The sequence below is a fragment of the Nocardia sp. NPDC004582 genome, assembly GCF_053602115.1.
In genome coordinates this window covers 13,956-28,464 of sequence record NZ_JBSGCY010000087.1, presented here as the reverse complement: position 1 = coordinate 28,464, position 14,509 = coordinate 13,956, and the positions used below count along the sequence as shown (strand labels likewise).

The following is a 14,509-nucleotide window of genomic DNA, read 5'->3' as shown; positions in this document are numbered from 1 at the left end:
GGGCGCGTCCGCGGCGTGTACGAAGAACGAGCAGCCGGCCGCGCCGGATCCGCTGCTGGCGCAGGAGACCGCGGCGCTCACCGATGCCGCCGCCGCCAACGAGGCCATCGCGACCACTCCCGATCGCGCGGGCGCGCTCAAGACCATCGCCGATCAGCGCACCGCGCACGCGCAGGCGCTGCGCACCGAAATCGACCGTGCCATCGGCGTTTACGGTGACGGCACCACCCCCAGCCGCCGCACCCCGCCGCCCACCGCGATCGCCGTCCTCAGCCCGACGTCGGTGGCGTCGCTGCGTACCCAGCTGAGCGCCTCGCAGCGTTCGGCCGCCGACCTGTCCGCCTCCCTCTCCGGATACCGCGCCGGGCTGCTGGCTTCGATCAGCGCCGGCTGCGGCACCCACGCAGGAGTCCTTCTCGCATGACCACTCTCGATCAGCAGGCGCTCATCGATGCCCTGAGCGCCGAGTACGCGGCGGTCTACGCCTACGGCGTGATCGCCGCCTACGCCAATCACGACCGGGACAAGCTGGTGGCCGAGTTCACCGCGTCGCACCGGGCCCGGCGCGACGCCACCATCGACGCGCTGAAGGCCGATGGCGCCACGGCTCCCGAGCCCGCGGCCGCCTACACCGCGCCGTTCCCGGTGAACGATCCGATTCCGGCGGCGAAGCTGGCGGTGACCGTGGAATCCGACGCCGCGGCCGCTTGGCGGGCGGTGGTGGAACGCGCCACCGATCCGGGCACGCGCCGCACCGGGATCGAGGCGCTCACCGAATGCGCTGTGCGCCTTGCCACTTGGCAGTCCATCCTGGGGGCCAGCCCGGTGACCGCCGCCTTTCCGGGCCAGGCCTGATCCGACACCGGCCAACCGGTCCGCGGGGTTACCGGGAATTCGCCGCGTCCGCACTTTCCGTTTCCGTTCTCGATCACCGGGCACAACCCGGGATCGATAGGGTCGTGCGGCGCGGCTCCTTTCGCATTTTTCCTGCCGTGCAACGACATTCGGTGCGAGGTTGGAGGGAGATGCCGTGGCGGTCGGTACTGCGCGGGAAGATAGGGCTGCGCGGGAGGAGAAGGCGCTACGCGAGATGACGAATCGCCTGGTCGACGACTATGGCGAGGCACATCCGCCGGAGCGGGTCGAGGCCGTGGTGGGTGCGGTGCGCAAGCGGTTCGAGGGGCATTCGGTGCGGGATTTCGTTCCGATTCTCGTCGAACGGATTGCGCGTCGGGAGCTGGATCCGAAACGGTCCAAGAACATCGCGGGCCAGGTCGATCTCAGCAAGTCCGAGCCGGTCGCGGGGAATGGCGAGAGCACGTCCGATGGCCACGCGGCGGACACCACGAGCGTGTTCGCGGCCGTCGCCGGCCGGTTCGTCCCGGCCCGGCTGGTGGAGAACAAGCGGGTGCTGGGAGTGGCGGCGGCGGGTGTGGCCGCGGTCACCGCGCTGGGCGTGATCCTGGCTGTGCAGCAATCGGATTCACCGTCGGAGGGCGGTGTGGCCGCGCCCGCGCTGACCACCGTGCGCGGGGTCGTCGGGTCGGAGAAGTCGGCGTTCTTCGACGATCCGAAGGTCGTCGACGCGCTGAGCAAGCACGGGTTCAAGGTAGACGTCGAGCCCGCCGGGTCGCGGCAGATCGCGACCTCGGTGGATCTGGGCAAGTACGACTTCGCGTTCCCGTCGAGTTCGGCGGCGGCCGAGCGGATCCAGCGGCAGCGCGGGGTGAGCGGCAAGTATGTGCCGTTCTCCTCCCCCATGGCCATCGCCACCTTCAAGCCGATCGCGGACCTGCTCACCCAGGCCGGGATCGTGCAACCCGGCGCGACAACGACTTTCGATGTCGAGAAGTATCTGTCGCTGGCCGAGAAGGGGGTGCAGTGGGCGCAGCTGGACGGCAACACGACCTATTCGGTGCCCAAGAACGTGCTGGTGTCCACCACCGACCCGCGCACCTCCAACTCGGCGGCCATGTACCTGGCCGTGACCGCCTACGTGGCCAATGACAACACCATCGTGCGCGGCGCGAAGGCGGAAGACTATGCGGTGTCGCGTGTTTCGCGCCTGTTCACCCGCCAGGGCTACACCGAGTCCTCCAGCGACGGTCCGTTCAAGGACTATCTCGCCAATGGCATGGGCACCGTCCCGATGGCCTGGATCTACGAGGCCCAGTACGTCGACGCGGCGGTGCACGACCAGCTCAAGCCCGACATGGTCCTGATGTACCCCAAGCCCACGGTGATGTCCCAGCACACCGTCGTCCCGTTCAACGACAAGGGCGACCGCCTCGGCAAACTCCTCACCACCGACCCCGACCTGCAGCGCCTGGCCGCCGACCACGGCTTCCGCCCCACCGACGTGAACCTGTTCACGAAAGCCACGGCCGCCCATCAGGTCCCGGTCGACCCGAACCTGGTGAACCAGGTCAGCCCGCCCGACTACGACACCCTCGAACACCTCCTCGACGGGGTGGCCAAGTCCTACAACTGAGTGGAGAACGCCGGTCGGGGGCCGGTCAGCTCTTGATCCAGTCGATGGCGATCGCGATGAGGGCGGCGTTGAAGAAGAAGCTGACGATGCTGTGCGCCATGACTCGCCGGCGCATGGATCGGGTGGTGACGGTGACGTCGGAGACCGCGAACGATGTGCCGATAGTTGTTGCGAAATAGAGGAATTCGGTGAATTGCGGGTGGGGGCAGTTCGGGAAGTCCAGGCCGCCTTCGACGGTGTGCTCGCGGGCGTAGATCTGGGCGAAGGCGGAGTGGAGCAGCAGCCAGGACAGCAGGATCGTCACGACCGCGAGGCCCGGCAGGAAGGGGTCGCCGTGGACTTCGTCGCGGTTCGCGCTGACGATGAGCCCGGCCGTCAGGCCGATACAGCTGACGAGCACCGCGAGGAACTGGGTGTACCACCTCGGCGCGATCGCCTCGGGCAACTCGTCGGGCGGTCCGGGAGACAGCTCCCGGCCCATCACCACCCAGGCGGTGATCATGTAGGCCACGGCGGCCACATTCCATCCGAGCAGCGGTACCGCCCCGTGCCCGGTACGGGCGAACTGCACCAGCCAGGCGACACCGAGGACCGCCAGGACCAGCTCCAACACCCACAGCAGTGTCCGCATCCTGTCACGCTCCTTCGGCGGATCTCGGCAACGCGGGGAGGTCGGCCAGACGTTACCGCGACCGATCGCCGCGAGCCGGTAGCGACAGCGCGGGGATTCCGCGTTCGACGATGTCGGCGGTGAAACGGCGGACCAGCGGGTCGGCGGGGGTGGCGAGGAGAGCGATGAGGTCGCGGGACAGGACCGGGTCCAAGGTTTTGCGGGCGCCGGGCAGGTCGGGGGTGAGCGCGGTGGTGGGGACCAGGGCGATGCCGAGGCCGGAGGCGGCGAGGTGGGCCGCGGTGACGGCTTGGCGGACGCGGACGACCGGGGTGAGGGCGATGCCGTGGCGGGCGGCCGCGGTGTCGAGCCACGCGGACAGGCCGTTGTCGGGATGGTAGTGGACCAGGGGTTGCTCGCGTAGATCGGTGAAGGTGAGGCGGTCGCGCTCGGACAGGGGGTGGCCGGTGGGGAGGACCGCGATGATCTCCTCGGCGCCGATGCGTTGCTCCGCGCCGGTCCAGCGGGTGGGGCGGGGGCCGAAAGCCAGGTCGGCCGTGCCGGATTCGAGGTGGTGGACCAGGTCGTCGGCGCTGGTGGCCTCGGTGAGGTGGATGCGCACCTCGGGGTGGCGGCGGATCCAGGTGCGCAGGACCGGGGCGAGCAGGCTCGCGGTCAGGCTTTCGGCGCAGGCCAGGCGCAATCGGCCGGCTTGGCCCGCGGCCACCGATCGACCGCTGTCGACGACCCGGGCGGCGGCCGAAAGCGCCGCGCGGGCATCGGATTCGATGGCGCGGCCGATGGCGGTGGCGCGCACGCCGCGCGGCAGCCGTTCGACGACCGGTGCGCCGATCTCCCGTTCGAGGGCCGCGAGTTGATGCGACAGCGCGGGCTGGGACATGTGCAGCGCCGCCGCGGCATCGGTGATCGACCCGGCGTCCAGGACCGCGATCAGACATTCCAGGGCACGCAGCGTTGGCATTCGCAAATCTTATGGCAATCATCGAAAAGATTCAGATCGCGAAGGGATGATCCGAGTCCTATGCGCTGCTGAACCGGGCATGACAACACTGAAGGACAAGAAACTGGTCATCGTCGGAGCCGGATCCGGCATCGCTCGCCGGATCGCAGAGGACGCGACAGACCAAGGAGCCCAGGTGATTTCGGTCGGCCGACCGGAGCTGGACCTGACCGACGAGGCCACCATCCGGGCCCTGGCCGAGCGTGTCGGCGAACTGGACTACCTGGTGTCCGTGGCCGCCGACCACGCCAACGGCCCGGTCACCGACCTGGACCGCGACGCCGTGCACCGCGCTTTCGACGCCAAGGTGATCGGCCCGATCCTGCTGGCCAAACACTTCGCGCCCCGCTTCCGCGACGGCGGCGCGATCCTGCTCTTCTCCGGCGTCGCCGCCTGGCGCCCGGCCCCCGGCCGCACGGTCATGGCCACCACGAACGCGGCCGCCGCCACCCTGGCCGAGGCGCTCGCCGTGGAACTGGCGCCGCTCCGCGTCAACGCGATCTCCCCCGGCATCATCGATTCCGGCGCCTGGGACGGCCCCGGCAAGGACGCCTTCTTCCGAACCATCGCCGACCGCAACCCCGCCCGCCGTATCGGCACCCCCGCCGACATCTCGTCCGCCGCCCTCCTCGCCCTCACCAACCCCTTCCTCACCGGCACCACCCTCCACGTGGACGGCGGCGGCCGCCTGGCCTGAGATCGGCTCGACGCCACGAAGCCCCCGCCGGGAAATCCGCACGGGGGCTTCGCCATTCGCGGAGATTGTCAGCGGTTCCAGATGCCGCTGTCGATGAAGTCGGACCACGCCGTCGCGGGAAACTCCAGGATCGGCCCGAGGCCGCCGTCCTTCGTATCGCGCACCAGCGTGGCCGCTGCGTCGTGCCGAACTTCGACGCACTGCTTGCCGGAATCGGAGAAGCTCGACTTGTACCATTCGCCCATGACCGGCTTGCTCATGCCGCGTACTCCTTTGCAGTTCGGACCACCAGATCCCTGGTGTCATCCGGTGACAACGCTACCGCTCGCAGACCGTCGATCGCCCTTCGATATTCGTTGACCTCCTCGTCGTGTTCGTGGAAGACGCTGCCGATGGCTCCTTCCGCGAATACCACCGGCGGTAGCGCCATACCGCTTGTGCCCTTGGGGATTTCGAGCAGCATGAAGGCCTGCATGATCAGCCCTGGGTGCGGGCCGACCGCGAACGGAATCAATCGAAGCTCGACGTTGTCACGGGTACCGGCGTCCGCGAGCCACCGCATTTGTTCCACCATGACCTCCGGAGTTCCCGGCCGGTTCCGCAGGACCGCTTCGGATATGAACGCTTCCAACCGGAATCCGGATTCGTTCAAGCGGGCTTGCCGCTTGGCGGTCAGTTCGATCCGCCGTTCGGTATCGACCGCCGACAGGCTGGGTTCGGTGACATGGATGATCGCACGCCGATAGTTGGGTGACTGGAGGATGCCGGGGACGATCACCGGCTGATGCACGATGACCGTATCCGCCACGCCCTCGAGCCGAAGAAACTTCTCGAAGTTCGGCGCTACCTGATCGGTGTAGGCCTTCCAGAAGCCCTTCGAATTCCCTTGCGCTTTGGCGGCACTGTCCTGGGCGCGGACCTCGTCCAGGAGCCTGAGCGCCTCGACCCGGTCCGCCGGAGCCGCCCGGTAGTACTCGAGCAGATCTTTGACCTGTGGCTTCGTGAGTTTGGTCGGGGAGCCCTCCTCCATCCGCATCAGAACGAACCTGGTGACCTCGAGATGCGCCGCAGCAGCCGACAGAGCTGTCCGAGGAGCCTTGGATCGCACCGACTTCATGAAATTGCCGAAATCCATGCGAGAGACCGTCAAACCGGCCATTTGTTAGCCTCGCTATCTGGGGAATGTTCCTTACGCACACGTGCGGATCGCACTTCTATTTTATTCGGTGCGACGTTGGCCATGCACGTATCGCCGCAATCCTTTTGGGTGCATCCTTGATGTACCGCACGTTCCCCGGAAGCAACTAGGAGCCGTAATGCCTTGGGATGCTTGGGCTTTGACGTTCTTGTCCGTAGCTGGGGCAATAGTCCTCGTGGTCTGTCTGGTTGAGGATCTGAGAAATTCTGGTCGGTATGGAAATAAGCCCCGCGGCCGCCACCGCCGGGCGCGGAAAGTAATGGGCTCGCGGCGGGAGGTGAATTCGACGTGGACTCCTACGACCGACTGGAGGACTGCGACGTCGGCGACGACGAGCCGGCGATGAGCGCCGCCGAAGCCATGGAATCTCTTGTCCTGCATCGCGACTGCCTCACCGCACTGTGCGAGCGGAAGATGGCGGCGAGCCAGATCATCCGGGTCGCGCCCGAGCGGCTGCGGTCGGCCCAGGTCATTCAGTTCCCCAGCGACCGAACGGAGTCCAATCGTGTCCCGCGTGACCGGTGACCGCCACCGCGCACCCCGCCTGGAACATCTGGCTCCCACCCGCCGGGGATCGGCCGCGCCCGGTCTAACGTCCCGCGAGCGCGGCCACGACCGGAGCGAACCGGTCCGCGACGTGCGCGCCGAAGACGAAGTAGGAGAACCCGATCTCCTCGCGGCGCCGCTGGATCTCGTCGATCGCGGCCGCCGGGTCATCCGGCAGCACGGTCATCGCGTCGGCCGCGTGCCAGGCGGCGGTGTCGACGGTGGGCGGCGCCATATGCGGCGCGACCGTGTCCCCGACGACCGGTACGGCCAGGGCGAGTTCGGGGCCGTCGGCGGTGCGGAACTCCCGTGTCAGCTTCTCGACCTCCGCGCGCGGCTGATCCCCCAACGCCAGGGTGACCGTGTCCGCCAGCTCCGCGGCCAATGCCCTAGCCTTCGGCCCGAAGACAGCCATCGCGACGGGCGTATGCCGCTCGGGCCCATCCCATTCCCGCAGCATGCGCACCGCCTCCCGCATCTCCCCCAGCCGCTGCCCGGGCGAGGGCACCCCGTCGACGCCCTTGCCCGCCAATTCCTCCGCGATCCCCGGCCTTCCCACCCCGATCCCCATCTCGAACCGGCCCTCGGTCACCAGCGACAAGGAATGCGCCTCCCATGCCGTCAACCACGCGGGCCGAAAGGGCGACGCGTAAACCCAAGTCCCCACCCGCAGATCGGTGTCCGCCGCCACGGTCGCCAACATCGGCGCCGGCGCGGGCTGCAACTGCGGGAAGTCCGGCATCAACAATGTCGAATACCCGTGCCCGGCGACCCGCCGCGCCTGCTCCCGCCAAGCCTTGACATCACTCCTGAGCGGCGCCACAACCCCGAACCGAAACGGCCTCGTCATCCCGATCTCCTGTCTCTCGGTCTACCCACAGGATTCGACGCCGCACGCCGCCGAAATTCATCGCCCCGCCGCGAAGACCAGCGAACCGGCGGGCCTCAGCACTCCTCGCCGAACAACGGGATCTGCCTCGACAGGGCGGGACCGCCCAGGCGGCGCAGGCATCTCGCACAGGTGACATCGGCCCGCGTCGGTTCCAGCGCCGTGGGATCCCATCCGGCGATACCGGTGTGGCACAACAGTTCCGGAACTTCCTCGCCTCCGACCCAGTGGCCGAGACTGACGGCGTACACTCTGCGCCCCCGCCTGACCACCGCGTGCACACCCGGCGAGCCGAAGGTGGCCCGGGCCGAAGCGGCCAAGGGCACCGCGACAGTGTCCATCGCTACCGGCGAATACACGTGGAGAACGGCCCTGAGCAGTTACGCTGACAGCCACAACTAAGGATAGCTGAAAGTTTTCTCTACCCCTGCCGGGACAGTGTCGCCACCGAACGACACTGTCATGCATTGGCCACTCACGCGGGAACGAACCCGCAGGCGCGCTACCTCTCCAGGAGGCCTGGTCATGACTGAAAACACCAAACCATCAGCGCTTTCCAGAATCTCGCTGAAGCAGTGGTTCGCCATTGCCCTGGCCGTCCTGGCCGTGGTGTTCATCGTCGAGAATCGCCACCGCGTCGATATCGAATTCCTGCTGCTCACCATTCGCTCACCCATGTGGCTGGTGCTGCTGGTGACATTCTGCGTCGGCTGGATCTCCGGCATCCTCATCCGCCGCCGCTGAGCGAACTGCCCGATCAGGAAGCGTTGCGCGCCGGGCCGATTCGGGCCAGTGCGCCGATCTCCAGCGCGGTCCACACCGCGCCGTCCGGGCCGGGGGTGATGCCGTGCGGTTCGGAGTGGGCGGTGGGCAGGTCGTGGACGGCGATGACACCGTCGGGGGTGATCGTGCCGACGCGATTGCCGCCCCATTCGGTGAACCAGACGGTGCCCTCGCCGTCGACGGTGACCGCGTGCGGCCGGGCGGTGCGGTCCGGCAGCGGGAACTCGGTGATCTGCCCGTCGGGGGTGATCCGGCCGATCTGACCGGCGGCGATCTCGACGAACCAGAGCGCGCCGGGCCCGGCGGCGATCCCCACCGGGGCCGCCGCCTCGGTCGGCAGCCGATGCAAGGTGATCGCCCCGTCCATGCCGATCCGGCCGATGGCGTTGGCCTGGTTGAGGGTGAACCACATTCCGCCGTCGTCGCCGGCGGTGATCGCGGACGGGAAGGCGCCGGTGCCGGGCAGCCGGAACTCGGTGATGTCGCCGTCGACGGTGATGCGGCCGATGCGGTCGGCGGCGGTCTCGGTGAACCACAGCGCGCCATCGGGTCCCGCCGCGATGCCGAACGGCCCGGAACCTGATGTGGGCAGACCGAATTCGTCGATGACGCCGTCGGTGGTGATGCGCCCGATCCGGTCCGCCCGGTACTCGGTGAACCACAGTGCGTCATCGGGTCCGGGGGTGATGATGGTCGGCCCGCAGCCGGGGTCCAGCGGGTGGCTGGTCGGCTGCTCGCCGGGGACGAGCCGGCCGATCCGGCCGCTGTGGACGAGGGTGAACCACAGTGCGCCGTCCGGTCCCGTGGTGAGGGCATAGGGTCCGGCCGCGGCGTCGGCGACAGCGTGCTCTTCGATGGCTACCTGGGTCAAAAGGGCTCCTTCCAATAAGCCGATAAGGCTGGGCGAGTGAGGCTGGGCGACGCGCACTACGGCGCTTGGAATCCGCCGATCCGCTGCTCGAGCAGTTCGGCCAGCCGCAACGGGGTGCGGTCCTCGAACATCGGTCCGATGAGCTGCACACCGACCGGCAGGCCCTCCGGGGACCGGCCCGCGGGTATGGCGGTGGCGGGCAGGCCGGGCATGGTGGCCACACCGGCCCAGACGAGCTGGTCGAAGTACGGGTACGCGACGCCGTCGATGTCGATGCGCCGGTCGTCCAGACCGCCGTCGTGGTCGTGCGGGAAGGCGGGAGTGGGCGTGATGGGGCACACCACGACATCGAATTCGGCGAAGAGCCCGCGCCAGGCGTGGCGGTGGAGTTCGCGGCGGTTGTTCGTCTCGACCCAGTCGCGGTGGCTGAGCGCTATGCCGCGCAGTCGCGCCGCATCCAGGCTCCGGTCGTCCGGGCTCAGAGCGGCGGCTCGGGTCCGCACCTGTTCGTAGATGTCGGCGGGCAGACTCGTGGCGGCGTTGGACAGCATCAGCTGCAGGTAGATCGTCGCGGCTTCGGTGAGGTCGGGCAGCAGCGGACTGTGCCGTTCGACGCGGGCGCCCGCGTCGGCGAGCGCCGCGGCGACCCGGTTCACGCCCGCCCGCACCGCCGATCCGGTCGGGATGAGCGGATGGTCCTCGATGATCAGGACACGGAAGTCGGCCGGCCGCTCGTGGCGCGCGGGCGGCAGGGCGAGGTCGTAGGCGACGCCGTGGGTCAGCGGGTCCGGTCCGGCCATCACGTCGAGCAGCAGCGTGAGGTCGCGGGCGGTGCGCGCCATCGGACCGACGACCGCGAGGTCGAGGTCGATCGGCAAGGCCGGTGCGGGCGGCACGCCCATACCGCGGGTCGGCGCCAGCCCGAGCGTCGGCTTGTGCGCGTAGATGCCGCAGAAATGCGCGGGGGTGCGCAGCGAACCGGCGAGGTCGGAGCCGATGGACAGCGCGCCGAATCCGGCCGCCAGGGCCGCCGCCGACCCACCCGACGACCCGCCCGAGGTGCGGGTGTGATCCCACGGATTGCTGGTGGTGCCGTAGATCTCGTTGAAGGTCTGGATATCTCGCAGCATCATCGGCACGTTGGTCTTGCCGAGCAGCACCGCGCCGGCGGCCTTCAGCCGCGCCACCTGTACCGCGTCCTCGGCCGGCACATGGTTCGCGTACTGCGGGATGCCCCAGGTCGTGGGCAGCCCGGCGATGTCGTAGGACTCCTTGACCGTCACCGGAATGCCGAGCAGCGGCCGATCCTCGCCGCGGGCGCGCGCCTGGTCGGCGCGGCGCGCGGCGGCCCGCGCACGATCGAAGTCCGGTACACAGATCGCGTTGATCGCCTTGTCGTCGCGCTCGATTCGGGCGATCGCGTCGTCGGTCAGTTCCACCGAGGTCACCGCGCCGGCACGCAAGGCAGCCGCCAGCTCTTCGGCCGATCGAAGATTCCATTGCATGAATCCGACGCTATTGGCCCGCCTCGGAAGGCATAAAATGCCACTTCCCGCAATGGAAACGACCGAACGGGCAACCTTCGGCGCGAATCAACGGACCCGTTCTGCCATACCCCAGGTCACGGCATCGGCAGGGCCGAATTCCCCTGCGGAAAGCCATGAAAGGCCGTTCGGCACAACGGGATAGATGTCACAGCCGCTACCGGTCAGGGCGCACGAACTCATGGATATCGATCGGCGTCCTCCTATTGATCGACGACGTAGCGCTGCATCAGCACCGTGTTGAAAGGGCGAGTCTCGACCAAGCGAAGCGGAATGCGTTTGTCCAGCGTCGGGAACATGGGGGTGCCGCCGCCGAGGATGATGGGCGCCACGAAGAGTTGGTATTCGTCGATGAGGTTGTGCGGCATGAGGGAAGCGGCCAGGCCCGCCCCGCCGACCTCCATGACGCCGTCGCCCTCGGACTTGAGCCTGCGGACCACCTCGACCGCGTTCGCACTGACCAAGGTGCTGTTCCACTCGACCTCGGCGAGGGTCCGGGAGAACACGTATTTGGGCTTGGCGGTCCAGAGCTCGCCGAACTCACGCATGATCGGGCCTTCGTCCGCGGGGACGTGGGGCCAGAAGTCGGCCATCAATTCGTAGAGGCGACGACCGTGCAGGGAGATGTCGATGTCGCGGTATCGGTCGTTGTGGAACTGGTGGAGTTCCTCATCCGGCTCGGTCCAGTCGATATTGCCGTCACGGTCGTTGATGTAGCCGTCCAGGGACACGCTGATGCCATAGCTCAGTTTCCGCATAACCGAGTAGACCTCCTCCACGCTCGAAACTCATCGGTGCGCCGCGAATCCCGGCCATCATCGCACCTGGAGACGGCGGCCGGGACGCACCGCGGGGCCGCAATCACTCCGGTCGGAGATCGATCGCGCTGGTGCCGGTGGCGACGTCGAAGGGGACGGAGACCTGGTCGTGGGCGATCAGCCAGGTGTTGTCGAATTTGCGGAGACCGTAGGTCACGCGGACCCACATTCCGGGGATCCGGTCGCCGGATTTCGTTGTGCCGGACAGGCGGGCGAAAGCGTGGCCGTAGGCGACATCGGCGCCGACGGTGAGGATCAGGTCGCGGACGTCGTAGGTCACGGTGTCGAAGAACTGGAAGACCTTGGCCCAGTTCGCGAGCTTGGCCTCGATGCCGACGTGCTGAAGCGGGGGTTCGACGTCGAAGGAGATGACGTCGGGGGTGTAGGCGCGGCCGACCGCGTCGAGGTCCGTGGCGTGCAGCGCTGTCATCACGCCGTCGATCCGCGCGCGAATCGCGGACTCGTCCGCGGCGAGGCGGTCGGGCTGAATATCGTTGGACGCGTTCATGATTCGCTCCTAGGAGTTGACGAGGTCGGATTCGGCGGACCGCAGTGGCGCGAGCGCGCCGGTCCAGGCGATCAGCTGGTCGAGGGTCTTGCCGAGGGTGGCGGCGTGCGCGGCGCTCGGGACGAACGTGGTCCGGTTCTCGAAGTCGGTGAGGACCGAGATCCCCACCTGGTAGCCGACATCCGCCAAGCCGAGGGTGCTGCACACCGCGCGCAGCTGCACCACGGCGCGGGCACCGCCGTTGACGCCGTAGGAGACGAAGCCGACCGCCTTGTCGTTCCATTCGGCGAACAGGTGGTCGAGGGCGTTCTTCAACACCCCAGGGTATCCGCCGTTGTACTCGGGGGTCACGATCACGAACCCGTCGCAGGCGGCGATTCGTTCGCCCCAGGCCCGGGCGTGCGGGTTCGCGGACGGGCCGAACATGGGCGGCACCGCCTCGTCGAAGTGCGGGAGCGGGTGATCGCGCAGGTCGATCAGGTCGTAGTCGGCGTCGCCGCGCGTCGCGGCCTGGTCCTGGACCCACTGGGCGATCTGCGCGCCGTTGCGGTTGGGCCGGGTGCTGCCGAGGATGATGCCGATTCTGGTCATTGCCGAACTCCTGCTCTACTGAACGTTGCCTGCCCTACCGACGAAGCAGCCGTCCGGAATGTCAGGCCGCCATCCCCGACGCTCACATTCCTGGTCGCCGAATCGTCGATATCGGTAAGAGCACGCAGACCGAAGGAGCCGACCATGACCGACCCGCAGCTGCCCGCGGTGATGAACGAACGCCGCCAGCTGATCAACCTCGCCTACCGGCTGCTCGGGTCGCTGGCCGAGGCGGAGGACGTGGTGCAGGAGACCTACGCGCGTTGGTACGCGCTCACCGAGCCGCGGCGGCAGGAGATCGAGACGCCGGGCGCGTGGCTGACCACCGTCGCCAGCCGGATCTGCCTGGATCTGCTCGGGTCGGCGCGTGCCCGGCGGGAACGCTATGTGGGCGAATGGATTCCGGAGCCGGTGCCCGGCCGCGCCGACTGGCTGGACGGCCTCTCCCCCGCCGATCCGGCCGACCGGGTCACCCTCGACGAGTCGATCAGCATGGCCTTTCTGGTCGTGCTGGACTCCATGACGCCCGCCGAACGGGTCGCCTTCGTCCTGCACGACGTGTTCCGCTACTCCTTCGCCGAGGTCGCCGAGATCGTCGGCCGCTCCCCCGCCGCCTGCCGCCAGCTCGCCTCCAGTGCGCGCCGCCGCATCGACACCTCCCGCGCGCCGACCGGCGGCGAACGCGCCGACGTGGTCCGGGACTTCAAACGGGCTTGGGAGACACAGGATATCGAGGCGCTCATCGGGCTGCTCGACCCGCACGCGACCGCCACGGCCGACGGCGGCGGCCGCGCGCTGGCGTTCCTCGAACCGATCATCGGCCGGGACCGGATCGCCCAGGCGTGGATGGAGATCGCCGCCCGCGGAGTTCCGATGACGCTGATCGAGCGGACCGTCAACGGACAGCCCGGACTGGTCGCCGAACTCGACGGCACCGTCGTCTCGGTCTACGCCTTCGACATCGCCGACGGGCGGATCACCCGCATCTGGGTGATCCGGAATCCGGAGAAGCTGCGGCCCTGGACATCCGGGCGCGCCTGACGGCGTCTGAAGTTGATCCGGCCGGTGGGCCGGCGGCACGGGCCGCCGGCCCGAACGACCCTGCCCTACTTCAGATGCCGGGCGAAGAAGCGGTTCGCCGCCTCACCCGCGAACTGCGGCACACCGGTGTGGCCGCCCATATTGGCGTTCAGCGTCTTCTCCTTCGATCCGAACGCGTCGAACAGGTCCAGGGCCATCTGCCGGTCGTTCCCCTCGTCGTCCCACTGCAACAGGACGTGCAGCGGAATGGTGACCTGACGAGCCTCCGCCATGATGGCCCGGGGCACGAAGCTCCCCGCGAACAGGACCGCGGCCTCGATCCGCGGCTCGACCACCGCCAACCGGGTGCCGATGGAGATCACCCCGCCCGAATACCCGACCGGGCCGCCGATCTCGGGCAGGTCCAGGAGCGCGTCCAGGGCGGCCCGCCATTCCGGAACCGCCTGGTCCACCAGCGGGAGGACGAGGCGGTCGACGATATCGTCGGTGACCGGCTCACCGGCCCGCAGCGCCCGCCGCAGATCCGCGCGGGCCTGATCGACACCCGCGAGCCGGGGCCGCACACCACTGCCGGGGATCTCGAGGGCGGCCGCCGCATAGCCCTCCGCCACGGAATGCCGAGCCCTGCCCAGCAATCGCGGATACATCGTCTCCAGCCCGGCGGCGGAATGACCGAGCAGGATCAGGGGCATCGGCGCGGAGACCGCCGTGGGCGTCCACAGGATGCCGGGGATCTCGCCGAGAGTGAAGTGGCGCTCGAGGACGCTGTCGTCATCGAGACGCTGTTCGGAAATGAAATGCATGGTCGTGCCTTTCGGAGTGCACAGAACGGCGCTCCCGGACGACCTATCGCCCGACCATGACTCCGGAGGGGAGCACCCATGTCGATACTGCGTTCACG

At 68.4% G+C, this 14,509-nt stretch carries 19 protein-coding genes; 7 read left to right on the top strand and 12 right to left on the bottom strand.

All coding sequences use genetic code 11. The features are described from left to right. The 3 genes from ACWELJ_RS22580 to ACWELJ_RS22570 all read left to right on the top strand — a co-directional run. Positions 1-424: hypothetical protein (locus tag ACWELJ_RS22580; protein ID WP_452368115.1), on the top strand; the 424-nt coding region annotated here is incomplete at its 5' end. Further along, positions 421-855, top strand: a complete 435-nt coding sequence (locus ACWELJ_RS22575) for a ferritin-like domain-containing protein (RefSeq protein ID WP_452368114.1) — start codon at positions 421-423, stop codon at positions 853-855. The genes ACWELJ_RS22580 and ACWELJ_RS22575, both read left to right, overlap by 4 nt. A 175-nt stretch (positions 856-1,030) precedes the next feature. Further along, on the top strand, positions 1,031-2,491 hold the full coding sequence (locus ACWELJ_RS22570; protein WP_452368113.1) for a three-helix bundle dimerization domain-containing protein: 1,461 nt from the start codon (positions 1,031-1,033) through the stop codon (positions 2,489-2,491). 25 nt (positions 2,492-2,516) lie between these two features. Here the strand turns inward: ACWELJ_RS22570 and ACWELJ_RS22565 are convergent, their stop codons facing one another. Together ACWELJ_RS22565 and ACWELJ_RS22560 are read right to left on the bottom strand one after the other, a co-directional pair. After that, positions 2,517-3,122, bottom strand: coding sequence for a DUF1345 domain-containing protein (locus ACWELJ_RS22565; protein ID WP_452368112.1), 606 nt, complete (start codon positions 3,120-3,122; stop codon positions 2,517-2,519). A 52-nt stretch (positions 3,123-3,174) separates the two neighbouring features. After that, complete coding sequence (locus ACWELJ_RS22560) at positions 3,175-4,083, bottom strand: LysR family transcriptional regulator (RefSeq protein WP_452368111.1); 909 nt, start codon at positions 4,081-4,083, stop codon at positions 3,175-3,177. A gap of 79 nt (positions 4,084-4,162) precedes the next feature. On the opposite strand from ACWELJ_RS22560, the gene ACWELJ_RS22555 reads away from it, so the two are divergent. Further along, the gene (locus ACWELJ_RS22555; RefSeq protein WP_452368110.1) at positions 4,163-4,819 is read left to right on the top strand and encodes an SDR family oxidoreductase; all 657 of its coding nucleotides are present in this window, start codon (positions 4,163-4,165) and stop codon (positions 4,817-4,819) included. Positions 4,820-4,887: 68 nt separating this feature from the next. On the opposite strand, the gene ACWELJ_RS22550 is transcribed toward ACWELJ_RS22555, so the two are convergent. Both ACWELJ_RS22550 and ACWELJ_RS22545 read right to left on the bottom strand, forming a co-directional pair. Beyond that, the gene (locus tag ACWELJ_RS22550; protein WP_452368109.1) at positions 4,888-5,079 is read right to left on the bottom strand and encodes a DUF397 domain-containing protein; all 192 of its coding nucleotides are present in this window, start codon (positions 5,077-5,079) and stop codon (positions 4,888-4,890) included. Beyond that, on the bottom strand, positions 5,076-5,954 hold the full coding sequence (locus ACWELJ_RS22545; protein WP_452368108.1) for a DUF5753 domain-containing protein: 879 nt from the start codon (positions 5,952-5,954) through the stop codon (positions 5,076-5,078). Before ACWELJ_RS22545 ends, ACWELJ_RS22550 begins: the two co-directional genes overlap by 4 nt. A gap of 351 nt (positions 5,955-6,305) precedes the next feature. On the opposite strand from ACWELJ_RS22545, the gene ACWELJ_RS22540 reads away from it, so the two are divergent. Beyond that, positions 6,306-6,542: a hypothetical protein gene (locus ACWELJ_RS22540; RefSeq protein ID WP_452368107.1), complete on the top strand. Its 237-nt coding sequence runs from the start codon at positions 6,306-6,308 to the stop codon at positions 6,540-6,542. A 64-nt stretch (positions 6,543-6,606) separates the two neighbouring features. Here ACWELJ_RS22540 and ACWELJ_RS22535 read toward each other — a convergent pair whose 3' ends face one another. Together ACWELJ_RS22535 and ACWELJ_RS22530 are read right to left on the bottom strand one after the other, a co-directional pair. Next, on the bottom strand, positions 6,607-7,413 hold the full coding sequence (locus tag ACWELJ_RS22535) for an LLM class flavin-dependent oxidoreductase (protein WP_452368106.1): 807 nt from the start codon (positions 7,411-7,413) through the stop codon (positions 6,607-6,609). Positions 7,414-7,508: 95 nt separating this feature from the next. Further along, positions 7,509-7,778, bottom strand: a complete 270-nt coding sequence (locus ACWELJ_RS22530; protein ID WP_452368105.1) for a hypothetical protein — start codon at positions 7,776-7,778, stop codon at positions 7,509-7,511. 199 nt (positions 7,779-7,977) lie between these two features. On the opposite strand from ACWELJ_RS22530, the gene ACWELJ_RS22525 reads away from it, so the two are divergent. Further along, positions 7,978-8,196: a hypothetical protein gene (locus ACWELJ_RS22525; RefSeq protein WP_452368104.1), complete on the top strand. Its 219-nt coding sequence runs from the start codon at positions 7,978-7,980 to the stop codon at positions 8,194-8,196. 13 nt (positions 8,197-8,209) lie between these two features. Here ACWELJ_RS22525 and ACWELJ_RS22520 read toward each other — a convergent pair whose 3' ends face one another. From ACWELJ_RS22520 to ACWELJ_RS22500, 5 genes are all read right to left on the bottom strand, one after another. After that, positions 8,210-9,106 (bottom strand): Vgb family protein, encoded by an 897-nt coding sequence (locus tag ACWELJ_RS22520; protein ID WP_452368103.1) that lies wholly within the window; start codon positions 9,104-9,106, stop codon positions 8,210-8,212. A gap of 56 nt (positions 9,107-9,162) precedes the next feature. Next, a complete protein-coding gene (locus tag ACWELJ_RS22515; protein ID WP_452368102.1) occupies positions 9,163-10,611 on the bottom strand; it encodes an amidase in 1,449 nt (482 codons plus the stop codon). A gap of 242 nt (positions 10,612-10,853) precedes the next feature. Next, on the bottom strand, positions 10,854-11,408 hold the full coding sequence (locus tag ACWELJ_RS22510; RefSeq protein ID WP_452368101.1) for a dihydrofolate reductase family protein: 555 nt from the start codon (positions 11,406-11,408) through the stop codon (positions 10,854-10,856). A 103-nt stretch (positions 11,409-11,511) separates the two neighbouring features. Beyond that, a complete protein-coding gene (locus ACWELJ_RS22505) occupies positions 11,512-11,976 on the bottom strand; it encodes a YybH family protein (protein WP_452368100.1) in 465 nt (154 codons plus the stop codon). Between the two features lie 9 nt (positions 11,977-11,985). Beyond that, complete coding sequence (locus ACWELJ_RS22500) at positions 11,986-12,567, bottom strand: NADPH-dependent FMN reductase (RefSeq protein WP_452368099.1); 582 nt, start codon at positions 12,565-12,567, stop codon at positions 11,986-11,988. Between the two features lie 144 nt (positions 12,568-12,711). On the opposite strand from ACWELJ_RS22500, the gene sigJ reads away from it, so the two are divergent. Beyond that, positions 12,712-13,608, top strand: a complete 897-nt coding sequence (gene sigJ / locus ACWELJ_RS22495; protein WP_452368098.1) for an RNA polymerase sigma factor SigJ — start codon at positions 12,712-12,714, stop codon at positions 13,606-13,608. Positions 13,609-13,673: 65 nt separating this feature from the next. Here sigJ and ACWELJ_RS22490 read toward each other — a convergent pair whose 3' ends face one another. After that, positions 13,674-14,411 (bottom strand): dienelactone hydrolase family protein, encoded by a 738-nt coding sequence (locus ACWELJ_RS22490; RefSeq protein WP_452368097.1) that lies wholly within the window; start codon positions 14,409-14,411, stop codon positions 13,674-13,676. Positions 14,412-14,509 lie beyond the last annotated feature (98 nt).